Source organism: Streptomyces sp. NPDC087263 (assembly GCF_044744645.1).
In the GTDB taxonomy this organism is placed as follows: Bacteria; Actinomycetota; Actinomycetes; order Streptomycetales; family Streptomycetaceae; genus Streptomyces.
Window position 1 is genome coordinate 102,515 of sequence record NZ_JBIUYT010000015.1, and the last position, 18,208, is coordinate 120,722.

An 18,208-nucleotide genomic window follows, 5' to 3' on the forward strand; every position below is an offset into this window, starting at 1 on the left:
CGTGACCACGAACGCGGTCGCGGCCAGGAGGTACTTCGCCATGGCGGATACCGCGGCCGAAGCCAGGAAGTACCTCCCCATGACAGACACCGCGGCCGAAGCCACGAGGCACTTCCCCATGACCGACACCGCGGTCGACGCCAGGAGGTACTCCCCCATGACCGACACCGCGGTCGACGCCAGGAGGTACTCCCCATGACAGGCAGCTCACCCAGGGGCCAGTCGTACGGCAGCGAGCTGCTGCCGTGGGCGATCGTGCTGGTGGCCGGCGGGTTCCTGGTGATGTTCGGGGGCGTCTGGCTCGGCGGGTCGCTGGGCGCCGCCATGACCGGCTCGGGCTGGAACCCCCCGCCGTTCGACCTGAGGACGTTCGGCACCTTCCTCACCGGCGGCCCGGGAACGCTGTGGCCGGGCGCGTCACCGACCGGCGTACTGACCGGGATCGGCCTGCTCTACGGCGCTGTCGTGGTCCTCGGCATCCTGGCCGGACGCCAGGTGATGCGCCACCTGTCCCGGCCCAAGGGCCTTGCCGGACGGCGGGAGTTGGCCGGCATGGCGCCGAACGGCATCGCGGCCCGCGCCCGCGAGCTGCGCCCCTCGCTCAAGGGCCGGGAGCACCTCCATCCCGACGAGACCGGCAACCTCCTCGGCGACCTCGCCCCGGACGGCCCCGAACTGCGCTCCTCCTACGAGGACGTCGAGCTCGACCTGATGGCCCCGCGCGCCGGCAAGTCCACGGGCATCGCCGTCCCCCGCGTCCTGCGCGCCCAGGGAGCGGTGCTGCTGACCTCCAACAAGTCCGACGTGTACGCCGTCACCCGCGCCGAACGCGAGAAGGCCGGCACGGTGTGGACCTTCGACCCGCAGGGCATCGCGCACGCCCCGCGCGAGATGTGGTGGGACATCCTCGCCGACTGCCACACCATCGAGGGCGCCCGCCGCCTTGCCGGGCACTTCGTGGCCTCCGTCAACGACGACCAGTCCAAGAAGGACTTCTGGATCTCCGCGGCCCAGAACACCCTCACCGCCCTGTTCCTGGCCGCGGCCCGCGGCGGGGCCTCCGTCCTCGACCTGCTGGCCTGGCTCGCCGACCCGGCCGACCGCACCCCGGTGGACCTGCTGCGGGACGTCGACATGGTCGCCATGGCCGAGCAGTTGCAGGGCACGGTCCGCGGCGCGGTCGAGACCCGCGACGGCATCTACGAGACCGCCCGGCAGTGCGTGGCCTGTCTGCTCGACCCGGAGATCGTGGCCTGGGTGACATCCGACCCGCACCTTCCGCAGTTCAGGCCGGACGTGCACGTCCTGGGCCGGGACACCCTCTATCTGCTGTCCAAGGACGGCGGCGGCTCGGCCGCGGGCGTGATCGCGGGTCTCGCCGACGCGACGCTGCGCGCCGGGGTGGTCGCCGCCGAGCGCACCGGCGGCCGGCTCGACCCGCCGATGACGGCCGTCCTCGACGAGGCCGCCAACGTGTGCCGCATCTCCGACCTGCCCGACCTCTACAGCCACCTCGGCTCACGCGGGATCAACGTCGTCACCCTGCTCCAGAGCTACCGCCAGGGCAGCCGGGTGTGGGGCGAGGCCGGCATGGACGCCCTGTGGAGCGCCGCCACGATCAAACTCCTCGGCGCGGGCCTGGACGACGCCGACTTCGTGGAGAAGATCTCCAAGCTCGTCGGCAACCAGGACATCCGCACCCCGTCGATCTCCCGGAGCAAGGAAGGCACCTCCCGCTCCTACTCCTACCGGCTGGACCCGGTGCTGCCCGCCGACAGGATCCGCGCCCTGCCCAAGGGCACCGCCCTGCTCCTGGCCACCGGCGTACGGCCCGCGCTGATCCGGCTGCGCCCCTGGTACAAGGAGCCCAACGCGGGCCCGATCTCGGCGGCGGCCAAGGCGGAAGTGGCCGCCATCACCGAACGGGCCGCCCGCTCGTGGGCGGGAACCCCCGGGGCCCGGATCACCGAGGGCCTGTCCAGATGGCAGCGGGAAGCGGTGACCCTGCGCAAGGGCACCGACAGATAGCGGGCTCCAAAGATCCCCACCGAACCGGCCCGCGGAACCGGCGCACCTGCCGGACCCCGCGGGCCCCCGCTTCCCTCAGGGCCTCCGCCCCAGCGTCGCGGTGCGCAGCAGCCACTCGACCGGCCCGTACCGGAAGCGCCGCGTCAGCCACCGACTGAACGCGAGCTGAGCCGCGTACAGGACGAGGCAGCCGCCCAGGACCACCACGGTGCCGAACCGGCCGTACCAGGCCGCCCCGTATCCGGTCAGGACCAGGGCCATGACCAGCGACTGGGTCAGGTAGTTGGTCAGCGCCAGCCGGCCGGCCGGGGCCAGCGCGTCGCCGAGCAGTCGGCCGGGGCGGGTGGGCAGCAGGAGCAGGAGTCCGCAGACGTACGCGGCGGTCAGCGCCGGAGCGGTGAGCACACCGGCGGCCGAGCCGACGTAGTACCAGCGCGGGTCCAGCGGCCCGTTGCGGCAGATCGCCATGAACACGCTGCCCGCCAGGCCGATCGGCAGGCAGCGGACGATGACCGGCACCAGCCGCGCGCGGTGGCGGCCGGGGTCGGCGAGCAGCCCGCGCCGGCCCGCGGCCAGGCCCACCAGGAACGCCGCCAGCATGTCGGCGGCGTAGACGATGTTCCAGCCCAGCGAGTCGCCCAGCCGGCGCACGTTGTCGCCGACGACCGAACCGGGATCGCCCCGCCGGGCCGCCACCATGTCGTCGACCGCGGCCGTGACCTCCTGCGGGAGTACGGGAGCCGCGTAGGCGACGGTGACCAGCCCCCAGGCCAGCAGGCACGCCGCGGTAGCGGCGACCAGCCAGAGCGCGGCCCGTACCGCCGTACGCGGCGCGAGGTCCCGGCAGGCGAACAGCGGCAGGCTCAGCACCGCGTAGACCATCAGGACGTCACCGGAGAACAGCAGCACCCCATGGGCGAGACCGAGCAGGAAAAGGCAGGTCAGTCGGCGCAGGTGGCGGGGTGCGAAGGCCGCTCCGGCGCGCTCGGCCGACGCCCTCTGGAGGGTGAAGCTGTAGCCGAACAGGAAGGAGAAGAGCAGATAGAACTTGGCGCTGACCAGGGCGGTGACCAGCCAGCCGGCCACGTGGTCGACCCGTGACCCGACCGCCCCCACGTGCGGCCCGGCCATCAACAGCGCGTTGACCATGAGGATGCCCAGCAACGCGAACCCGCGCAGGACGTCGACCTCCCGGACCCGGTCCTGCCCCGGCATCCGGTCGAGCGCGGGCCCGGCGGCGGCAGGTGTCGGTGTGCGGGGCGGGAAGGGCAAGGCGGACCTCCGTGGTCGGTGCCGCGTGGTGGCGAACGGGTCCGCGACGGGCACCTCCCGCGGGCTCCACCGCCGACCACGGTTCGCAGGGCCACCACGGGACACGTACGGGGACGGTTCAGTCGGGGTCCGGCCAAGGAGTCCCATGCACCCGGCGCACCCTGCGCGACACGGAACGCCCCGCCCTCCGAACGCCTCTTCCAAGGCGGCGCGCAGGCGGCCGGACCGTTTGAACCCTCTCGCGACAGCTCACGTTGTGCCCTGACAGCAAGGGACTCGATCACCTCGTCGACCCGACCGGAAAGGCCGCCGTATGTGGATCTTTCATCGCTCGCCGGAACGTGACCGCCGTGACGTCTCCCGTGACGCCGAGTACCCCTTCTTCTCCGTCGACGAGGGTGCGCACTTCCGGGCGCAGGTCCGTGAGGCCTTCGCCGAGCAGGGGCTGGAGGTCACCCTCCACGCGGGCGCGGTGAGCGACAGCGCGGGGCGCCCGTTCGGGCTGGGCAACATCGCGGCGATCTGCCACAACGACCCCCGCGGGCGGCGGTGGTGGCCCCAGCTGATCCGCGGGCATGTCGGCCGCATGGTGCGGGTGCTGGACGGACCGTCCCCGCTGCATCACCTCACGGCCGACCAGCTCCTCGCCCGGCTGCGCCCCTGGGTGGTGACGCGGGACGTCCTCGAACCGAACCCGGCCCGGTACGTCCATGCCCGCGTCGTCGCACCCGGCCTGTGCGAGGTCCTCGCCCTGGACCTGCACGAGAGTGTGATGACGCTCCCCGACGACCTGCTGGAACCGCTGGGCGGCATCGTCGACCTGCGGATCCGTGCGCTGCGCAACCTCCGTGAGCTTCCGGTGGAGACCCACACCGTCCTGCACGGACCGCAGGACATGCGCTTCGACGTGGTGACGGGGGACTCCTTCTTCACCTCCAGCCGTGTCCTGGCGACGGACGAGCTCGCCCGGAACCTCACCGGGCGCGGCCTCGGTCCGGACGGAGCCCTGGTGGCCATGCCGAACCGCCACCAACTGGCGCTCCGCCCCATCGCCGCCGGCCGGGACGCCACCCTGCTCCCGACGCTCTACGGCATGACCGTCTTCGCCGCCGCCAACTTCAAGGACGCCGCGGGCCCGGTCAGCCCGGACGTCTACTGGTGGCACGCGGGGACACTCACCCGGCTGGTCCGCAACGACGGGGGGGAGCCCGAGTTCACGCCGGACGTCGAGTTCGAGATGTTACGGAGGCGACTGGGCGCCGACGACGTCGGCAGACGCTCCTGACAGCGGCTCACCGAGGGCGGCGCGGCCGGGCGATCCGCCGCGCTGTGAGCCTGCTCTCACGGTGGTGGTGCCCGAAACGTCCCTCCGTCACGAGTCACCCGATACCGATTGGACACCGCTGGTCAGACCTGCAACCATCTGCGTGTGCGCCAATTGGGGGCATGCAAAACCGTGTGCGACACTGTCTTACGCAGCCGCACACAACAGCTTGGTCCTGTGGAGCAGCTTGGAGTGCTCGCCACCCTGTCAAGGTGGAGGCCGCGGGTTCAAATCCCGTCAGGACCGCTGAAGTTCCGCAAGGAACTTCGTGGCTGGGTAGCTCAGTTGGTACGAGCGATCGCCTGAAAAGCGATAGGTCGCCGGTTCGATCCCGGCCCCAGCCACTTCCCCGAAGACCCCGTCCTCACAGGCGGGGTCTTCGTCGTTTCCCGGCCGCTCAAGCCCGTGGCGTGCGTCGGCTCGGCCGTACGCCCTCCGGGGTGCCCGCCGAGGGCGCGTCCGGCGTCCGGCACACAAAAGCGTTCGCCAGTCATTTCGTCGAGGTGAGATCCTGGACGGCGTATGTCTACACACCCCGCCCCCGCCCTCGGCGATCTCGCCGCCCGCCTGGCCGAGCTGTCCCTGCGCGACGCGCACCGGCTCGGGCGCAGGCTCGAAGGCGCGCGCAAGATCCACAAGCCCGAAGCCCGGTCCGCCGTGCTCGCCGAGATCGACGCGGAGGCCACCAAGGCCGAGGCCCGGATGGCCGAGCGCCGCGCTCGCGTGCCCGCGATCACCTATCCCGAACAGCTCCCGGTCAGCCAGAAGAAGGACGACATCGCGGCCGCCATCCGTGATCACCAGGTCGTCATCGTGGCCGGTGAGACCGGTTCCGGTAAGACCACCCAGATCCCCAAGATCTGTATGGAGCTCGGCCGCGGCGTCCGCGGCATGATCGGGCACACTCAGCCCCGCCGTATCGCCGCCCGGACCGTCGCCGAGCGGGTGGCGGACGAGCTCGACGTCCCGCTGGGCGAGGCCGTCGGCTGGAAGGTCCGCTTCACCGACCAGGTGAACCCGGACGGCACCTTCGTCAAGCTGATGACCGACGGCATCCTGCTCGCCGAGATCCAGACGGACCGCGAGCTGCGCGCGTACGACACGATCATCATCGACGAGGCCCACGAGCGCTCCCTCAACATCGACTTCCTGCTGGGATACCTGGCCCAGCTGCTGCCCAGGCGGCCCGACCTCAAGGTCGTCATCACCTCCGCGACCATCGACCCCGAGCGCTTCTCCCGGCACTTCGGCGAGGCGCCGATCGTCGAGGTCAGCGGCCGTACGTATCCGGTGGAGGTGCGCTACCGCCCCCTCCTCGAGGAAGAGGGCGACGATTCCGACCGCGACCAGATCACCGCGATCTGTGACGCCGTCGAGGAGCTCCAGGGCGAGGGCAAGGGCGACATCCTCGTCTTCCTCTCCGGCGAGCGCGAGATCCGTGACACCGCGGACGCGCTCAACAAGAAGAACCTCAGGTTCACAGAAGTGCTCCCCCTTTACGCCCGCCTCTCGCACGCCGAGCAGAACCGCGTCTTCCAGCAGACACCTCATATTCAAGCGGGCGGGCGCAGGATCGTTCTGGCGACCAACGTCGCCGAGACCTCGCTCACCGTCCCGGGCATCAAGTTCGTCATCGACCCGGGCACCGCCCGTATCTCCCGGTACAGCCACCGCACCAAGGTCCAGCGACTGCCCATCGAGCCGGTCTCACAGGCCAGCGCCAACCAGCGCAAGGGCCGCTGCGGCCGTACGTCCGACGGCATCTGCATCCGCCTGTACTCCGAGGACGACTTCCTCGCCCGCCCGGAGTTCACGGACGCCGAGATCCTCCGTACGAACCTCGCCTCCGTCATCCTGCAGATGACCGCCGCCGGTCTCGGCGACATCGAGAAGTTCCCCTTCATCGACCCGCCGGACCACCGCAACATCCGCGACGGCGTCCAACTCCTCCAGGAACTGGGCGCGTTGGACCCGGACCAGAAAGACCCGCGCAAGCGGCTCACAGAGAGCGGCCGCAAGCTCGCCCAGCTGCCCGTGGACCCGCGGCTTGCCCGGATGGTCCTGGAGGCCGACAAGAACGGCTGCGCACGCGAGGTCATGGTCATCGCCGCCGCGCTGTCCATCCAGGACCCGCGCGAGCGCCCCGCCGACAAGCAGGCGCAGGCGGACCAGCAGCACGCCCGCTTCCGGGACGAGACGTCCGACTTCCTCGCGTACCTGAACCTGTGGCGTTACGTCCGCGAGCAGCAGAAGGAGCGCGGCTCGTCCTCGTTCCGCCGGATGTGCAAGCAGGAGTACCTGAACTTCCTGCGCATCCGCGAATGGCAGGACATCTACACGCAGTTGCGGACCGTCGCCAAACAGATGGGCATCCATCCGAACGAGGAGGACGCGGCCGGCCAGAGCGTCCACATCTCCCTGCTCGCCGGACTCCTCTCGCACATCGGCATGAAGGACGTGAAGGAGACCGGGGGGGAAGGCGGGAGAAACACCGGAAAGAACGAGTATCTGGGCGCCCGCAGCGCCAAGTTCGCGATCTTCCCAGGCTCGGCCCTCTTCAAGAAGCCCCCGCGTTTCGTGATGTCCGCCGAGCTGGTGGAGACCTCACGGCTGTGGGCCCGCGTCAACGCGAAGATCGAGCCCGAGTGGGTCGAGCCGCTCGCCGGACATCTCCTCAAGCGGACGTACAGCGAACCGCACTGGGAGAAGGACCAGGCCGCGGTGATGGCGTACGAGAAGGTCACGCTGTACGGCGTACCGATCATCGCCCAGCGCAAGGTCAACTACGGGCGGATCGACCCGGAGGCCAGCCGCGAGCTCTTCATCCGCAACGCGCTCGTCGAGGGCGACTGGCGTACGCACCACAAGTTCTTCGCCGACAACCGCCGACTCCTCACCGAGGTCGAGGAGTTGGAGCACCGGGCGAGGCGCCGCGACATCCTCGTCGACGACGAGACGCTCTTCGACTTCTACGACCAGCGGGTGCCCGAGCACGTGGTCTCCGGGGCGCACTTCGACTCGTGGTGGAAGCACCAGAAGCATGAGGAGCCCGAACTCCTCGACTTCGAGCGGTCGATGCTCATCAACGAGCGCGCGGGGGACGTCAGCAAGGACGACTACCCCGACTCGTGGCGCCAGGGTCCCCTCAAGTTCCCTGTGACCTACCAGTTCGAGCCGGGCGCGGACGCGGACGGCGTCACCGTCCACATCCCGCTGCACGTCCTGAACCAGGTCACGGACGAGGGCTTCGACTGGCAGATCCCGGGGCTGCGGGAAGAGGTCGTCACCGAGCTCATCCGCTCGCTCCCGAAGCCGATCCGGCGCCACTACGTGCCCGCGCCCAACTACGCGACGAAGTTCCTGGAGCGGGCCGTGCCCCTCCAGGAGCCCTTGCCCGTGACGATGGCGCGCGAGCTGAAGCGCATGGTCGGTGTTCCGGTGAGCGCCGACGACTTCGACTGGTCCCGGGTCCCGGACCACCTGAGGATCACCTTCCGGATCGTCGACGAGCGGCGCCGCAAGCTCGCCGAGGACAAGGACCTGGAGGCGCTGAAGCTCCAGTTGAAGCCGAAGGCGCGGCAGGCGATCTCGCAGGCCGCGGCGGCGACGGCGGAGCGCGAGGGCGGGCAGTCCCTGGAGCGCAAGGGCCTGACCGACTGGACGATCGGCTCGCTCACGCGGGTCTTCGAGACGCGCCGGGCCGGTCAGCCGGTCAAGGCGTATCCGGCGCTGGTGGACGACGGCGACACCGTCTCCGTACGGCTCTTCGACACGGAGGCCGAGCAGGCGCAGGCGATGTGGAAGGGCACGCGGCGGCTGATCCTGCGCAACATCCCGGTGAACCCGGGCAAGTTCGCCTCGGACAAGCTGACCAACGTCCAGAAGATCGCCCTGTCCGCGAACCCGCACGGCTCCGTCCAGGCCCTCTTCGAGGACTGCGCGACGGCGGCGGCCGACAAGCTGATCGGCGACTTCGGGGGCCCGGCGTGGGACGAGGAGTCGTACCGCAAGCTCTACGACAAGGTGCGCGCCGAGATCGTCGACACGACGGTCCGTACGGTCGGCCAGGTACAGCAGGTCCTCGCCGCCTGGCAGGCCTGTGAGGGCCGCCTGAAGGGCACCAGGAGCCCGACGCTGCTCGCGAACCTCACGGACGTACGGACGCAGCTGGACGGCCTCGTGAAGCCCGGCTTCGTCACCGGGACGGGGCTGCGCCGTCTCCCGGACCTGATGCGCTATCTGGTCGCGGCCGACCGCCGCCTCCAGCAGATGCCGACGAGCGTCCAGCGGGACACCTCCCGCATGGAGAAGGTCCACGAGATGCAGGACGAGTACGCCTGGCTCCTGGAGCAGCTTCCGCAGGGCCGACCGGTCCCCCAGCCGGTCCTGGACATCCGCTGGATGATCGAGGAGCTCCGCGTCAGCTATTTCGCCCACGCGCTCGGCACGGCGTACCCCGTCTCCGACAAGCGCATCGTGAAGGCGATCGACGCGCTGGCCCCGTAACGGCGTAGGTACGGTGGGTGAGTTCGACCCCGGGCCCGCCCCTCCTGTACAGTCTCTTTTCGCAGCCCAGCGCACCAACAAGTGGCTGCGAAACCTGGTCCTGTGGAGCAGCTTGGAGTGCTCGCCACCCTGTCAAGGTGGAGGCCGCGGGTTCAAATCCCGTCAGGACCGCAGTGAACAAGAGGGCCCGCGCCGGCAAGGTGCGGGCCCTCTTGCCATGCGGGCGAAGACCCTCGCCACCCCGTCGAGGCGGAGGCCGCGCCCGCGGCGCAGCCGCAATCGGATGCAGCAAATCCCGTCAGGACCGCAGTGAACGAAGGGCCCCGCATCCTTGCCGGATGCGGGGCCCTTCGCGTTCTGGGGGCCCGGAGCTTCACGCTCCGGGCCTTTCGTATGTCTTGACGTCGTCACATTCCGCCGGTACCCAGAAACCAGGGCCCTCGCCCCCGTGAGGCCCCCTGGAGGTGCGTATGGCGGCAACCGCCCGGCACGAGACGCGCGCTCTGCTCCGCGCCCATCTGGCGGCCGCCTCCGAGTACCGCCATCTGACGCGCCACTGCCCGATCTGCCACCGGCTGCTGCGGCTGGCCATGGAACCGGCCCCCTACGGCGAGGAGGACGCTGAGGGCGTCGAGGGCGTCGAGGGCGTCGCCGAGGACGAAGCCGCCGGGGAGCCCCAACTCCCTTAGCGCAGAAGCAGCGCAGGCGACAAGGACTGTGGCATGTGACGGGTGTCACCGCATAAGTTTTTGAAACATCGGAACTTACGCCTCACCTACAACTGGTCAATTTAATATGTGCAATTGCACTGCCCTGAGGGGCCACCCACAGGAGATCCGACAGCCCTCCCCAGACTCCGACAAGGTCACGCACAGACCCCCCACGCGACCCACAATCAGCGCACAAAAAAGATCGCGCTGGACCCGGCGGAGTCCAGCGCGATCTACGACGCACCCTTGTCGCTTGTTCAATTGGGTCGGGCGTGGGTCCCGTTGGGGCAGGACCCGCGTCGCTTGGAGCTGTGGTTCGGACACAACGGCAGATTGGGGGGCCTGCCGAATTGCCCGGCTATGCGCTTGTTCAGGCCTCGCTGCGCTGCTGCGGGATACCCGCGAGTAGCGCGCGGACCTCAGCTTCGCGGTAGCGGCGGTGCCCGCCGAGCGTGCGGATGGACGTGAGCTTGCCGGCCTTCGCCCACCGCGTGACCGTCTTCGGGTCCACGCGGAACATCGTGGCGACCTCAGCCGGGGTCAGCAGCGGCTCGGCATCAGGGGTGCGAGCGGTCATGAGCGGCCTCCTCGGGAGAACCGAACCTTCTCGGTTCATTCCTCTAAATTCTGCACCTTGACCCGCGTTGCCCGAAATGGCGGACGCGGGCCGAGTCGGTTATAGGACGAACGGCTTGTCCTCGGCACTACAACTACACCATCCGTCCAGCCACGTCGGCCAAACCGATGGAATTGCCCTCCCAGGTGTTCATCAGCGACGGAAGCCGATGGACCATGCCATAGCGGACAGTCACGCCGCTGTGACGATCAGTCACAGGACGATCAGGAGTCAACAGACCCCCCATAGCGTGCAATGCTGAGATTCCACCCATACGTGGGCGGACGGAGCCCTCCCCCGGGCTCCTTGTCCTATTTTGGCACGAGGAGGGGTAAGGGGCGCAAGGGCCAGGAAAGTGCCATCCGTCACGCTTGACACGCCGTTGACGCAAAAGCCCGGATCGGGACTTACGTCCCGTAGTGAGCGTTCATCGGTGCGTGACGACGCCGTAGTCGTCCGGCATGTGACGACAGCATGCCCCGACGGTGCGTCAGTTCGCGGACTGCCGGTCGCGCACCGACCGCCAGCGTTCCACCAGCCGCCCGTACGCCTCGCCCGCCGCGGCCCCGTCCCCGGTACGCAGCGCCTCGATGCCCTCGTGGACGTCCGCGGCCGAGTGGTCGCCCTCGAGCTCCCCGGCGGGCAGGACGTGCACGAGGCCGCCGTAGTCCAGCTCGACCAGCGAGCGCGGGTGGAACTCCTCCAGCCAACGCCCCACCTCCAGCAGGCCGTCGATGAGCGGCCCGTCCTCGATGGTGTCCTTGAGCGTCTTCAGGGCCCGCGCGGTCCGCCGCCGCGCCTGCACCATCGGCGTCCGGTACCTGAGCGCCGGCGCGGCTCCGTCGGGCGCCGCGCCCTTCTCGTACAGCCGCTCCTCGTCGGAGACGAGCACGAACCAGTTCAGCGGCACCTGCCAGGTCGAGGTGCGGATCCACGGGCGGGCGTCGGGGTTGCGCTCCAGCCAGCGTTCGTAGTCCAGGGCCGCCTGGCGGCGTACGAGCGGGGGCAGGACCGCGTCCAGGACCGGCTCCGGCAGTTCCTCGCCGAGCTCTCCCAGGGCCTGCCAGCCGCGCAGCCGGGTGCGCCAGGGGCACACGCAGACCACCCCGTCGACCTCGACCACGAAGGCGTCGCCGCTCTCGTGCACCGGCACGGCGATGGGCGGGGTGGGCAGCAAGTCGGCCAGGGAGCGGCGCAGTTCGTCCTGGTACGAGGGGCGCTCGGGGCGGCGGGCGTACCGCGCCCAGTGGCCGCGCTCCGGCTCGGGGAAGGCGGCCAGCGGCTCGTACACGCGCAGATAGGTCGCGTACGGGACGATCACCGAGGACACCTTGGGCACGCCTGCTCCCTCCCCAACCGGCCGGACGTGAAACCCGGGCTCGAAACCCGCTCAACCCACGCACAAGCGACCGGGAAACCACGGCAAATCGTGCCACGGCCGAGGAGGACCGTACTCCGGGCGAGGGTGATCCTGAACACTGCGCGGATGACGGCCCCGCCCAGGCTCTAGTCTCATGCCCACGGGCGCCCGCCACCCGTACGGGACCCGCACGTCAACCGCCGCTCTTTACCTTGGAGTCACCACCGTGACCGACGTATCCGGCGCTCCTGCTGATGTACTGCACACCCTGTTCCATTCGGACCAGGGCGGTCATGAGCAAGTAGTGCTCTGCCAGGACCGCTCCAGCGGCCTCAAGGCCGTCATCGCCATCCACTCCACCGCTCTGGGCCCGGCCCTCGGCGGTACGCGCTTCTACCCGTACGCGAGCGAGGCGGAGGCCGTCACCGACGCCCTGAACCTCGCCCGCGGGATGTCGTACAAGAACGCCATGGCCGGTCTCGACCACGGCGGCGGCAAGGCCGTCATCATCGGCGATCCCGAGACGCTCAAGAGCGAGGAACTGCTCCTCGCGTACGGCCGGTTCGTGGCCTCGCTCGGCGGCCGGTACGTCACGGCCTGCGACGTCGGCACGTACGTCGTCGACATGGACGTCGTGGCGCGCGAGTGCCGCTGGACGACCGGGCGCTCCCCGGAGAACGGCGGCGCGGGCGACTCGTCCGTGCTGACCGCCTTCGGCGTCTTCCAGGGCATGCGGGCCTCCGCACAGCACCTGTGGGGCGACCCGTCGCTGCGTGACCGCACGGTAGGCGTCGCGGGCGTCGGCAAGGTGGGCAACCACCTGGTCGGGCATCTGCTCGACGAGGGCGCGCGGGTCGTGATCACGGACGTGCGGGACGAGTCCGTCCGGCGGATCGTCGAGCAGCACCCGTCCGTCGCGGTGGCGGCGGACACCGAGGCGCTGATCCGCGGCGCCCATCCCTTCGGGGCACTCGACATCTACGCCCCCTGCGCGCTCGGCGGGGCACTGGGCGACCAGTCCGTGCCGGCGCTCACCGCGAAGATCGTGTGCGGCGCCGCCAACAACCAGCTGGCACACCCGGGCGTCGAGAAGGACCTCGCGGACCGCGGGATCCTCTACGCGCCCGACTACGTCGTGAACGCCGGCGGTGTCATCCAGGTCGCCGACGAACTGCACGGTTTCGACTTCGACCGGTGCAAGGCGAAGGCCGCGAAGATCTTCGACACCACGCTGGCGATATTCGCACGTGCGAAGGAAGACGGGATTCCGCCGGCCGCCGCGGCCGACCGGATCGCCGAGCAGCGGATGGCCGAGGCGCGTCGGGGCTGAGCTCCGGGAGGTACCCGTCGGCGGGTGTTGGAGAGAACTCTCACGTCTGTCGGCGGGTCGGCCGCCAAGAAGGGGTTAAAATCGCGGTTGACCAGCGAGGACGGGGCTCCTCGCAGGTTCTGCGCACACGCGCGTCCTGCGGGCGACGTACCGTATGGGCGCGGGAGCAGGTACCGTGGAAGCCCTACGGACCGGTCTCTTCACGGAGAGCCCGTTCCAGATCATGAACGCGTGTCAAGACTCTGGGGCCACCGAGCCCCGTATCCGAGGGGGTCGAGCCATGGGGCGCGGCCGGGCAAAGGCCAAGCAGACGAAGGTCGCCCGCCAGCTGAAGTACAGCAGCGGCGGGACTGACCTCTCGCGTCTGGCCAATGAGCTGGGCGCTTCGACTTCGCAACAGCCGCCGAATGGCGAGCCGTTCGAGGACGACGACGAGGAAGAAGACGACCCGTACGCGCAGTACGCGGATCTCTATAACGACGACGATGATGACGAGGGCGACGAGTCCGGTCCCCAGTCGCAACGTCGCGGCGCGTAGCGTCGGCAGCGGGCTCAGCAGGTTCGGCGTTCTCGTAGAGCCTCACAGCATCTGCACCTCACCCGGTCCGGGGTGGTCTCACACCGGACCGGGTTTTGTGCTGCCCTGAGCCTGAGGGACTTACTTGCTGTAGTCGCCGATCAGGGCGGCGCCCGTGGCGTGCTCACCGCGCTCGGTGATCTCGCCGGCGATCCAGGCCTCCACCCCGCGGTCCGCGAGGGTGGCGAGCGCCGCGTCCGCCGACTCCTCGGGGACGATCGCGATCATGCCGACGCCCATGTTGAGGGTCTTCTCCAGCTCCAGGCGCTCGACGTCGCCGGTCCTGCCGACGAGGTCGAAGACGGGGGCCGGGGTCCAGGTCTCGCGGTCGACGATCGCGTGCAGGCCGTCGGGGATGACGCGGGCCAGGTTGGCCGCGAGACCGCCGCCGGTGACGTGTGAGAAGGCGTGCACCTCGGTGGTGCGGGTGAGGGCCAGGCAGTCCAGCGAGTAGATCTTGGTGGGCTCCAGGAGCTCCGCGCCGAGCGTGCGGCCGAACTCCTCGATGTGCCGGTCGAGCTTGAGCTGTCCGCGGTCGAGGAGGACGTGCCGGACGAGCGAGTACCCGTTCGAGTGAAGACCGGAGGACTCCATGGCGATCACCGCGTCACCCGTACGGATACGGTCCGCGCCGAGCAGCTGATCCGCCTCGACGACGCCCGTACCCGCGCCCGCGACGTCGAAGTCGTCCGGGCCGAGCAGGCCCGGGTGCTCGGCCGTCTCGCCGCCCACGAGGGCGCAGCCCGCCAGCACACAGCCCTCGGCGATGCCCTTGACGATGGCGGCGACGCGCTCGGGGTGGACCTTGCCGACGCAGATGTAGTCGGTCATGAAGAGCGGCTCGGCGCCGCACACCACGATGTCGTCCATGACCATGGCGACCAGGTCGTGGCCGATGGTGTCGTACACGCCTAGCTGCCGGGCGAGGTCGACCTTCGTGCCCACGCCGTCCGTGGCGGAGGCGAGCAGCGGGCGCTCGAAGCGCTTGAGGGCGGAGGCGTCGAAGAGGCCGGCGAAGCCGCCGAGGCCACCGAGGACCTCGGGGCGCTGCGTCTTCTTCACCCACTCCTTCATCAGCTCCACGGCACGGTCGCCGGCTTCGATGTCGACGCCGGCGGACGCGTAGGAGGCACCGGTACGAGGGCCCGCGTGCGGAGCACGCTGATCGGACTCAGCAGACATTGCCTGGGATCTTTCGGGTCGGGATACGGGGCTCTTACGGGCGACGGATCGCGTCGGCCGCGGCCGTGGCGGCAGGACCTGCCGCCAGCTCGGTCTCCAGGAGCTGCTTGCCGAGCAGTTCGGGGTCGGGGAGATCCATCGGGTACTCGCCGTCGAAGCAGGCGCGGCACAGGTTCGGCTTGTCGATGGTGGTGGCGTCGATCATGCCGTCGATGGAGATGTACGAGAGGGAGTCGGCGCCCAGCGAGGTGCCGATCTCCTCGATGGTCATGCCGTTGGCGATCAGCTCGGCGCGGGTCGGGAAGTCGATGCCGAAGAAGCAGGGCCACTTCACGGGCGGCGAGGAGATCCGGATGTGGACCTCCGCCGCGCCGGCCTCCCGGAGCATCCGGACCAGTGCGCGCTGGGTGTTGCCGCGCACGATCGAGTCGTCCACGACGACCAGCCGCTTGCCCTTGATGACTTCCTTCAAGGGGTTGAGCTTCAGACGGATGCCCAGCTGGCGGATGGTCTGCGAGGGCTGGATGAAGGTCCGGCCGACGTAGGCGTTCTTGACGAGGCCCGCGCCGAAGGGGATTCCGCTGGCCTCCGCGTAACCGATCGCGGCCGGGGTGCCCGACTCCGGTGTCGCTATGACCAGATCGGCCTCGACCGGAGCTTCCTTGGCGAGTTTCCGGCCCATTTCGACGCGGGAGAGGTACACGTTCCGACCGGCGATGTCCGTGTCCGGGCGGGCCAGATAGACGTACTCGAAGATGCAGCCCTTGGGCTTTGCCTCAGCGAATCGCGACGTACGCAGGCCGTCCGCGTCGATGGCGACGAACTCGCCCGGTTCGATCTCACGGACGAAGGAGGCGCCACAGATATCGAGGGCGGCGGACTCGGAGGCGACGACCCAGCCGCGCTCCAGGCGGCCGAGGACCAGCGGGCGGACGCCCTGCGGGTCTCGGGCCGCGTACAGGGTGTTCTCGTCCATGAAGACGAGCGAGAAGGCGCCCTGGACCTGCGGGAGGATCCTGGCGGACGCCTCTTCTATGGTCAGCGGCTTGCCGTCGTCGTCGACCTGCGCGGCGAGGAGCGCCGTCAGCAGGTCGGTGTCGTTGGTGGCCGCGACGCGCGGGGAGCGGCCGTCCGGCTGCTTGGGCAGGTCGGCGACCATCTCGGCGAGCTGCGCCGTGTTGACCAGGTTGCCGTTGTGGCCGAGCGCGATGGAACCGTGCGCGGTGGCACGGAACGTCGGCTGGGCGTTCTCCCAGGTGGAGGCTCCGGTGGTCGAGTAGCGGGCGTGACCGACCGCGATATGGCCCTGGAGCGAGCCGAGGGAGGTCTCGTCGAAGACCTGGGACACGAGGCCCATGTCCTTGAAGACGAGGATCTGGGAGCCGTTGCTGACCGCGATTCCCGCGGATTCCTGGCCCCGATGCTGGAGGGCGTAGAGCCCGAAGTAAGTGAGCTTGGCGACCTCTTCGCCCGGAGCCCAGACTCCGAAGACGCCGCAAGCGTCCTGGGGGCCTTTCTCACCGGGGAGCAGATCATGATTGAGTCGACCGTCACCACGTGGCACGGCACCGAGTGTAGGCGAGATCGACCACCGGTCCGAATTGGGGATACGGGACTCTGACGGTTCACTTACCGGCGACAGCCGTCACATTTTCGCCGTTTGCGCTGGTCAGCGTGAGGGATCGGTGATCCAACCCGTAGTCGACCTTGCCGTCGAAGAGGCCCAGCAGGGTCTTCTCGGTCTCCATGAGTGAGCTGTCGCACATCATGCGGGTGGTCTTCGGGGTCCCGAGGGTGATGTGTCCGCCCTGGACGGTGGCCTTCGCGGACACGTCGTTGCAGCCGAGGTGGCCTGTGACCGTGCCCTTCGCCTTGTCGAGGACGAGGTACGGCGCGGCACCCTCCGGGAGGGAGTGGGACACCTCCCCGGCACCAAGTGCCGTGACGTTCCACCTGGTGCCGTAGAGAGGCGCGGCCTGCTCCTTGGTGAGGTGGACGCGGTCGCCGGCGCCGGTGGTGAGGGTGAGCTCGTCGCCCTTGGCCGCCGTGGTGAGGGCGCCGTCGGCGAGCGTGCGCGCGAGGGTCTGCTCGAACTCCATGGGGACGTCCTCGCAGGCCATCTCCGTCATCGACGGGTCACCGAGGTCGATACGGCCGTCCTTGAAGGTCGCGGTCGCGCTGAAGTGGTTGCAACCGTAGTTCCCCTGGACCTTGCCGTCCTCGCCGAACTCGACGTTCGCTCCGTCGGGGGCCGAGTGACTGGTGCCGTCCACGGTGACGCTGTCGATGGTCCAGTGGGCGCCGGTGACATCCGCCTGGGCGCCGGAGCCGACCGAGCTGCCGCCGGTCCCGCCACCGGTTTCATTGCCGCAGGCCACGGCGAGCGGGATGAGGGTCAGGACGGTGAGGGCGAGTCGCTCCCTGTACATGCCGATGTGACGGGGCGGGTGGGGTATTTGGTTCCACCCAGGTCATGACGGGTGGCGGCCTCCCGAGCGGCTCAGCCCATGAGCGGCAGCAGCCCGCCCAGGTCCGCCCGCTCCCCGCTCGCGCTGACCTTGGCGTCCTCCAGCGCCGCCTTCCACTCCGTACGCCCCGTCGCGAGCCGGATCCAGGTCAGCGGGTCGGTCTCCACGACGTTCGGCGGAGTGCCCCGCGTGTGCCGCGGGCCCTCCACGCACTGCACCACCGCGTACGGCGGAATCCGCACCTCCGTCGAGGCGCCGGGCGCCTTCACCGCGAGCGCGTCGGCGAGCAGCCGGGTGCAGGCGGCAAGCGCCTGGCGGTCGCAGGGGATGTCGAGACCCGGCACGGCCCGGTTCAGGTCGTCCGTGTGGACGACGAGCTCGACGGTGCGCGTGACGAGATAGTCACCAAGGGTCATGACACCGGTGCGGGCGGCGACCAGTCGCTCGTCGGAGGCCGTGGCCAGCCGCTCCTTGATCCGTTCCTCGGTACGGGCGTAGAGCGCGTCGAGGTCGGGGTTGCTCCCGGCAAGCTCACGGGTGCCCTCGGCGATGTCACCGGATCGCGCGGCGGTCGCGAACGGCCAGTCGAGCAGGCCGAGTTCCCGCTTCCCGGGCTCCGGCCTGTCGATGTTCCGGCTGACGGACTCCACGGCCATGGCCACGTGCGCGGCCAAGTCCCTCACGGTCCACTCCCCGAGGTCCGTGGGCCGCGCCAACTCCTCGTCACCGAGGCCGCGTACGCCTTCCCTTACGTACCCGAACTGGGCCAGCACCGCGGCGCGGATCCTGGCGGAGTCGTACGTACGGGCGCGTCGTTTTTTGGCCGGGGGCATGA

General features: G+C 69.7%; 14 protein-coding genes and 3 tRNA genes. 10 read left to right on the top strand and 7 right to left on the bottom strand.

What is annotated here, in order from left to right; all coding sequences use genetic code 11:
* Position 1 precedes the first annotated feature (1 nt).
* Together ACIPC1_RS36900 and ACIPC1_RS36905 are read left to right on the top strand one after the other, a co-directional pair.
* The gene (locus tag ACIPC1_RS36900) at positions 2–199 is read left to right on the top strand and encodes a hypothetical protein (RefSeq protein ID WP_402525362.1); all 198 of its coding nucleotides are present in this window, start codon (positions 2–4) and stop codon (positions 197–199) included.
* Complete coding sequence (locus tag ACIPC1_RS36905) at positions 196–2,028, top strand: type IV secretory system conjugative DNA transfer family protein (protein ID WP_402525364.1); 1,833 nt, start codon at positions 196–198, stop codon at positions 2,026–2,028. Before ACIPC1_RS36900 ends, ACIPC1_RS36905 begins: the two co-directional genes overlap by 4 nt.
* A gap of 75 nt (positions 2,029–2,103) precedes the next feature.
* On the opposite strand, the gene ACIPC1_RS36910 is transcribed toward ACIPC1_RS36905, so the two are convergent.
* Positions 2,104–3,300 carry a DUF418 domain-containing protein gene (locus tag ACIPC1_RS36910; RefSeq protein ID WP_402525367.1) on the bottom strand — a complete coding sequence of 399 codons (1,197 nt, stop codon included), beginning with the start codon at positions 3,298–3,300 and terminating at the stop codon, positions 2,104–2,106.
* A 313-nt stretch (positions 3,301–3,613) separates the two neighbouring features.
* On the opposite strand from ACIPC1_RS36910, the gene ACIPC1_RS36915 reads away from it, so the two are divergent.
* The 6 genes from ACIPC1_RS36915 to ACIPC1_RS36940 all read left to right on the top strand — a co-directional run bounded on the left by ACIPC1_RS36915 (position 3,614) and on the right by ACIPC1_RS36940 (position 9,819).
* Positions 3,614–4,585, top strand: coding sequence for a hypothetical protein (locus ACIPC1_RS36915; protein ID WP_402525370.1), 972 nt, complete (start codon positions 3,614–3,616; stop codon positions 4,583–4,585).
* 210 nt (positions 4,586–4,795) lie between these two features.
* Positions 4,796–4,870 (top strand) — tRNA-Asp (locus tag ACIPC1_RS36920).
* A 24-nt stretch (positions 4,871–4,894) separates the two neighbouring features.
* Positions 4,895–4,968, top strand: a tRNA-Phe gene (locus ACIPC1_RS36925).
* Between the two features lie 178 nt (positions 4,969–5,146).
* Complete coding sequence (gene hrpA, locus ACIPC1_RS36930) at positions 5,147–9,130, top strand: ATP-dependent RNA helicase HrpA (protein WP_402525372.1); 3,984 nt, start codon at positions 5,147–5,149, stop codon at positions 9,128–9,130.
* Positions 9,131–9,226: 96 nt separating this feature from the next.
* A tRNA-Asp gene (locus ACIPC1_RS36935) sits at positions 9,227–9,301 on the top strand.
* Positions 9,302–9,600: 299 nt separating this feature from the next.
* Positions 9,601–9,819 carry a DUF6274 family protein gene (locus tag ACIPC1_RS36940; protein ID WP_402525374.1) on the top strand — a complete coding sequence of 73 codons (219 nt, stop codon included), beginning with the start codon at positions 9,601–9,603 and terminating at the stop codon, positions 9,817–9,819.
* Positions 9,820–10,210: 391 nt separating this feature from the next.
* Here ACIPC1_RS36940 and bldC read toward each other — a convergent pair whose 3' ends face one another.
* Together bldC and ACIPC1_RS36950 are read right to left on the bottom strand one after the other, a co-directional pair.
* Complete coding sequence (gene bldC, locus ACIPC1_RS36945) at positions 10,211–10,417, bottom strand: developmental transcriptional regulator BldC (protein ID WP_003949541.1); 207 nt, start codon at positions 10,415–10,417, stop codon at positions 10,211–10,213.
* A gap of 529 nt (positions 10,418–10,946) precedes the next feature.
* Positions 10,947–11,795 carry a hypothetical protein gene (locus ACIPC1_RS36950; protein ID WP_402525376.1) on the bottom strand — a complete coding sequence of 283 codons (849 nt, stop codon included), beginning with the start codon at positions 11,793–11,795 and terminating at the stop codon, positions 10,947–10,949.
* 247 nt (positions 11,796–12,042) lie between these two features.
* On the opposite strand from ACIPC1_RS36950, the gene ACIPC1_RS36955 reads away from it, so the two are divergent.
* Together ACIPC1_RS36955 and ACIPC1_RS36960 are read left to right on the top strand one after the other, a co-directional pair.
* Positions 12,043–13,146 (top strand): Leu/Phe/Val dehydrogenase, encoded by a 1,104-nt coding sequence (locus tag ACIPC1_RS36955; protein WP_402525378.1) that lies wholly within the window; start codon positions 12,043–12,045, stop codon positions 13,144–13,146.
* Between the two features lie 280 nt (positions 13,147–13,426).
* Positions 13,427–13,684, top strand: coding sequence for a DUF3073 domain-containing protein (locus ACIPC1_RS36960; RefSeq protein ID WP_384378440.1), 258 nt, complete (start codon positions 13,427–13,429; stop codon positions 13,682–13,684).
* Positions 13,685–13,804: 120 nt separating this feature from the next.
* On the opposite strand, the gene purM is transcribed toward ACIPC1_RS36960, so the two are convergent.
* The 4 genes from purM to ACIPC1_RS36980 all read right to left on the bottom strand — a co-directional run bounded on the left by purM (position 13,805) and on the right by ACIPC1_RS36980 (position 18,206).
* Positions 13,805–14,905 (bottom strand): phosphoribosylformylglycinamidine cyclo-ligase, encoded by a 1,101-nt coding sequence (gene purM / locus ACIPC1_RS36965; protein WP_402525381.1) that lies wholly within the window; start codon positions 14,903–14,905, stop codon positions 13,805–13,807.
* Positions 14,906–14,939: 34 nt separating this feature from the next.
* Complete coding sequence (gene purF / locus ACIPC1_RS36970) at positions 14,940–16,469, bottom strand: amidophosphoribosyltransferase (protein ID WP_384378434.1); 1,530 nt, start codon at positions 16,467–16,469, stop codon at positions 14,940–14,942.
* Between the two features lie 61 nt (positions 16,470–16,530).
* Positions 16,531–17,334: an META domain-containing protein gene (locus ACIPC1_RS36975; protein WP_402525383.1), complete on the bottom strand. Its 804-nt coding sequence runs from the start codon at positions 17,332–17,334 to the stop codon at positions 16,531–16,533.
* Between the two features lie 71 nt (positions 17,335–17,405).
* A complete protein-coding gene (locus ACIPC1_RS36980) occupies positions 17,406–18,206 on the bottom strand; it encodes a sterol carrier family protein (RefSeq protein ID WP_402525385.1) in 801 nt (266 codons plus the stop codon).
* Positions 18,207–18,208: the final 2 nt, after the last annotated feature.

Bases quoted from the DNA above. Each gene is read 5' to 3' on its own strand.
- ACIPC1_RS36975 (WP_402525383.1), bottom strand. From the start codon at position 17,334: ATGTACAGGGAGCGACTCGCCCTCACCGTCCTGACCCTCATCCCGCTC.
- ACIPC1_RS36960 (WP_384378440.1), top strand. From the start codon at position 13,427: ATGGGGCGCGGCCGGGCAAAGGCCAAGCAGACGAAGGTCGCCCGCCAG.
- ACIPC1_RS36980 (WP_402525385.1), bottom strand. From the start codon at position 18,206: ATGCCCCCGGCCAAAAAACGACGCGCCCGTACGTACGACTCCGCCAGG.
- ACIPC1_RS36940 (WP_402525374.1), top strand. From the start codon at position 9,601: ATGGCGGCAACCGCCCGGCACGAGACGCGCGCTCTGCTCCGCGCCCAT.
- hrpA (WP_402525372.1), top strand. From the start codon at position 5,147: ATGTCTACACACCCCGCCCCCGCCCTCGGCGATCTCGCCGCCCGCCTG.
- bldC (WP_003949541.1), bottom strand. From the start codon at position 10,417: ATGACCGCTCGCACCCCTGATGCCGAGCCGCTGCTGACCCCGGCTGAG.
- ACIPC1_RS36905 (WP_402525364.1), top strand. From the start codon at position 196: ATGACAGGCAGCTCACCCAGGGGCCAGTCGTACGGCAGCGAGCTGCTG.
- ACIPC1_RS36915 (WP_402525370.1), top strand. From the start codon at position 3,614: ATGTGGATCTTTCATCGCTCGCCGGAACGTGACCGCCGTGACGTCTCC.
- purM (WP_402525381.1), bottom strand. From the start codon at position 14,905: ATGTCTGCTGAGTCCGATCAGCGTGCTCCGCACGCGGGCCCTCGTACC.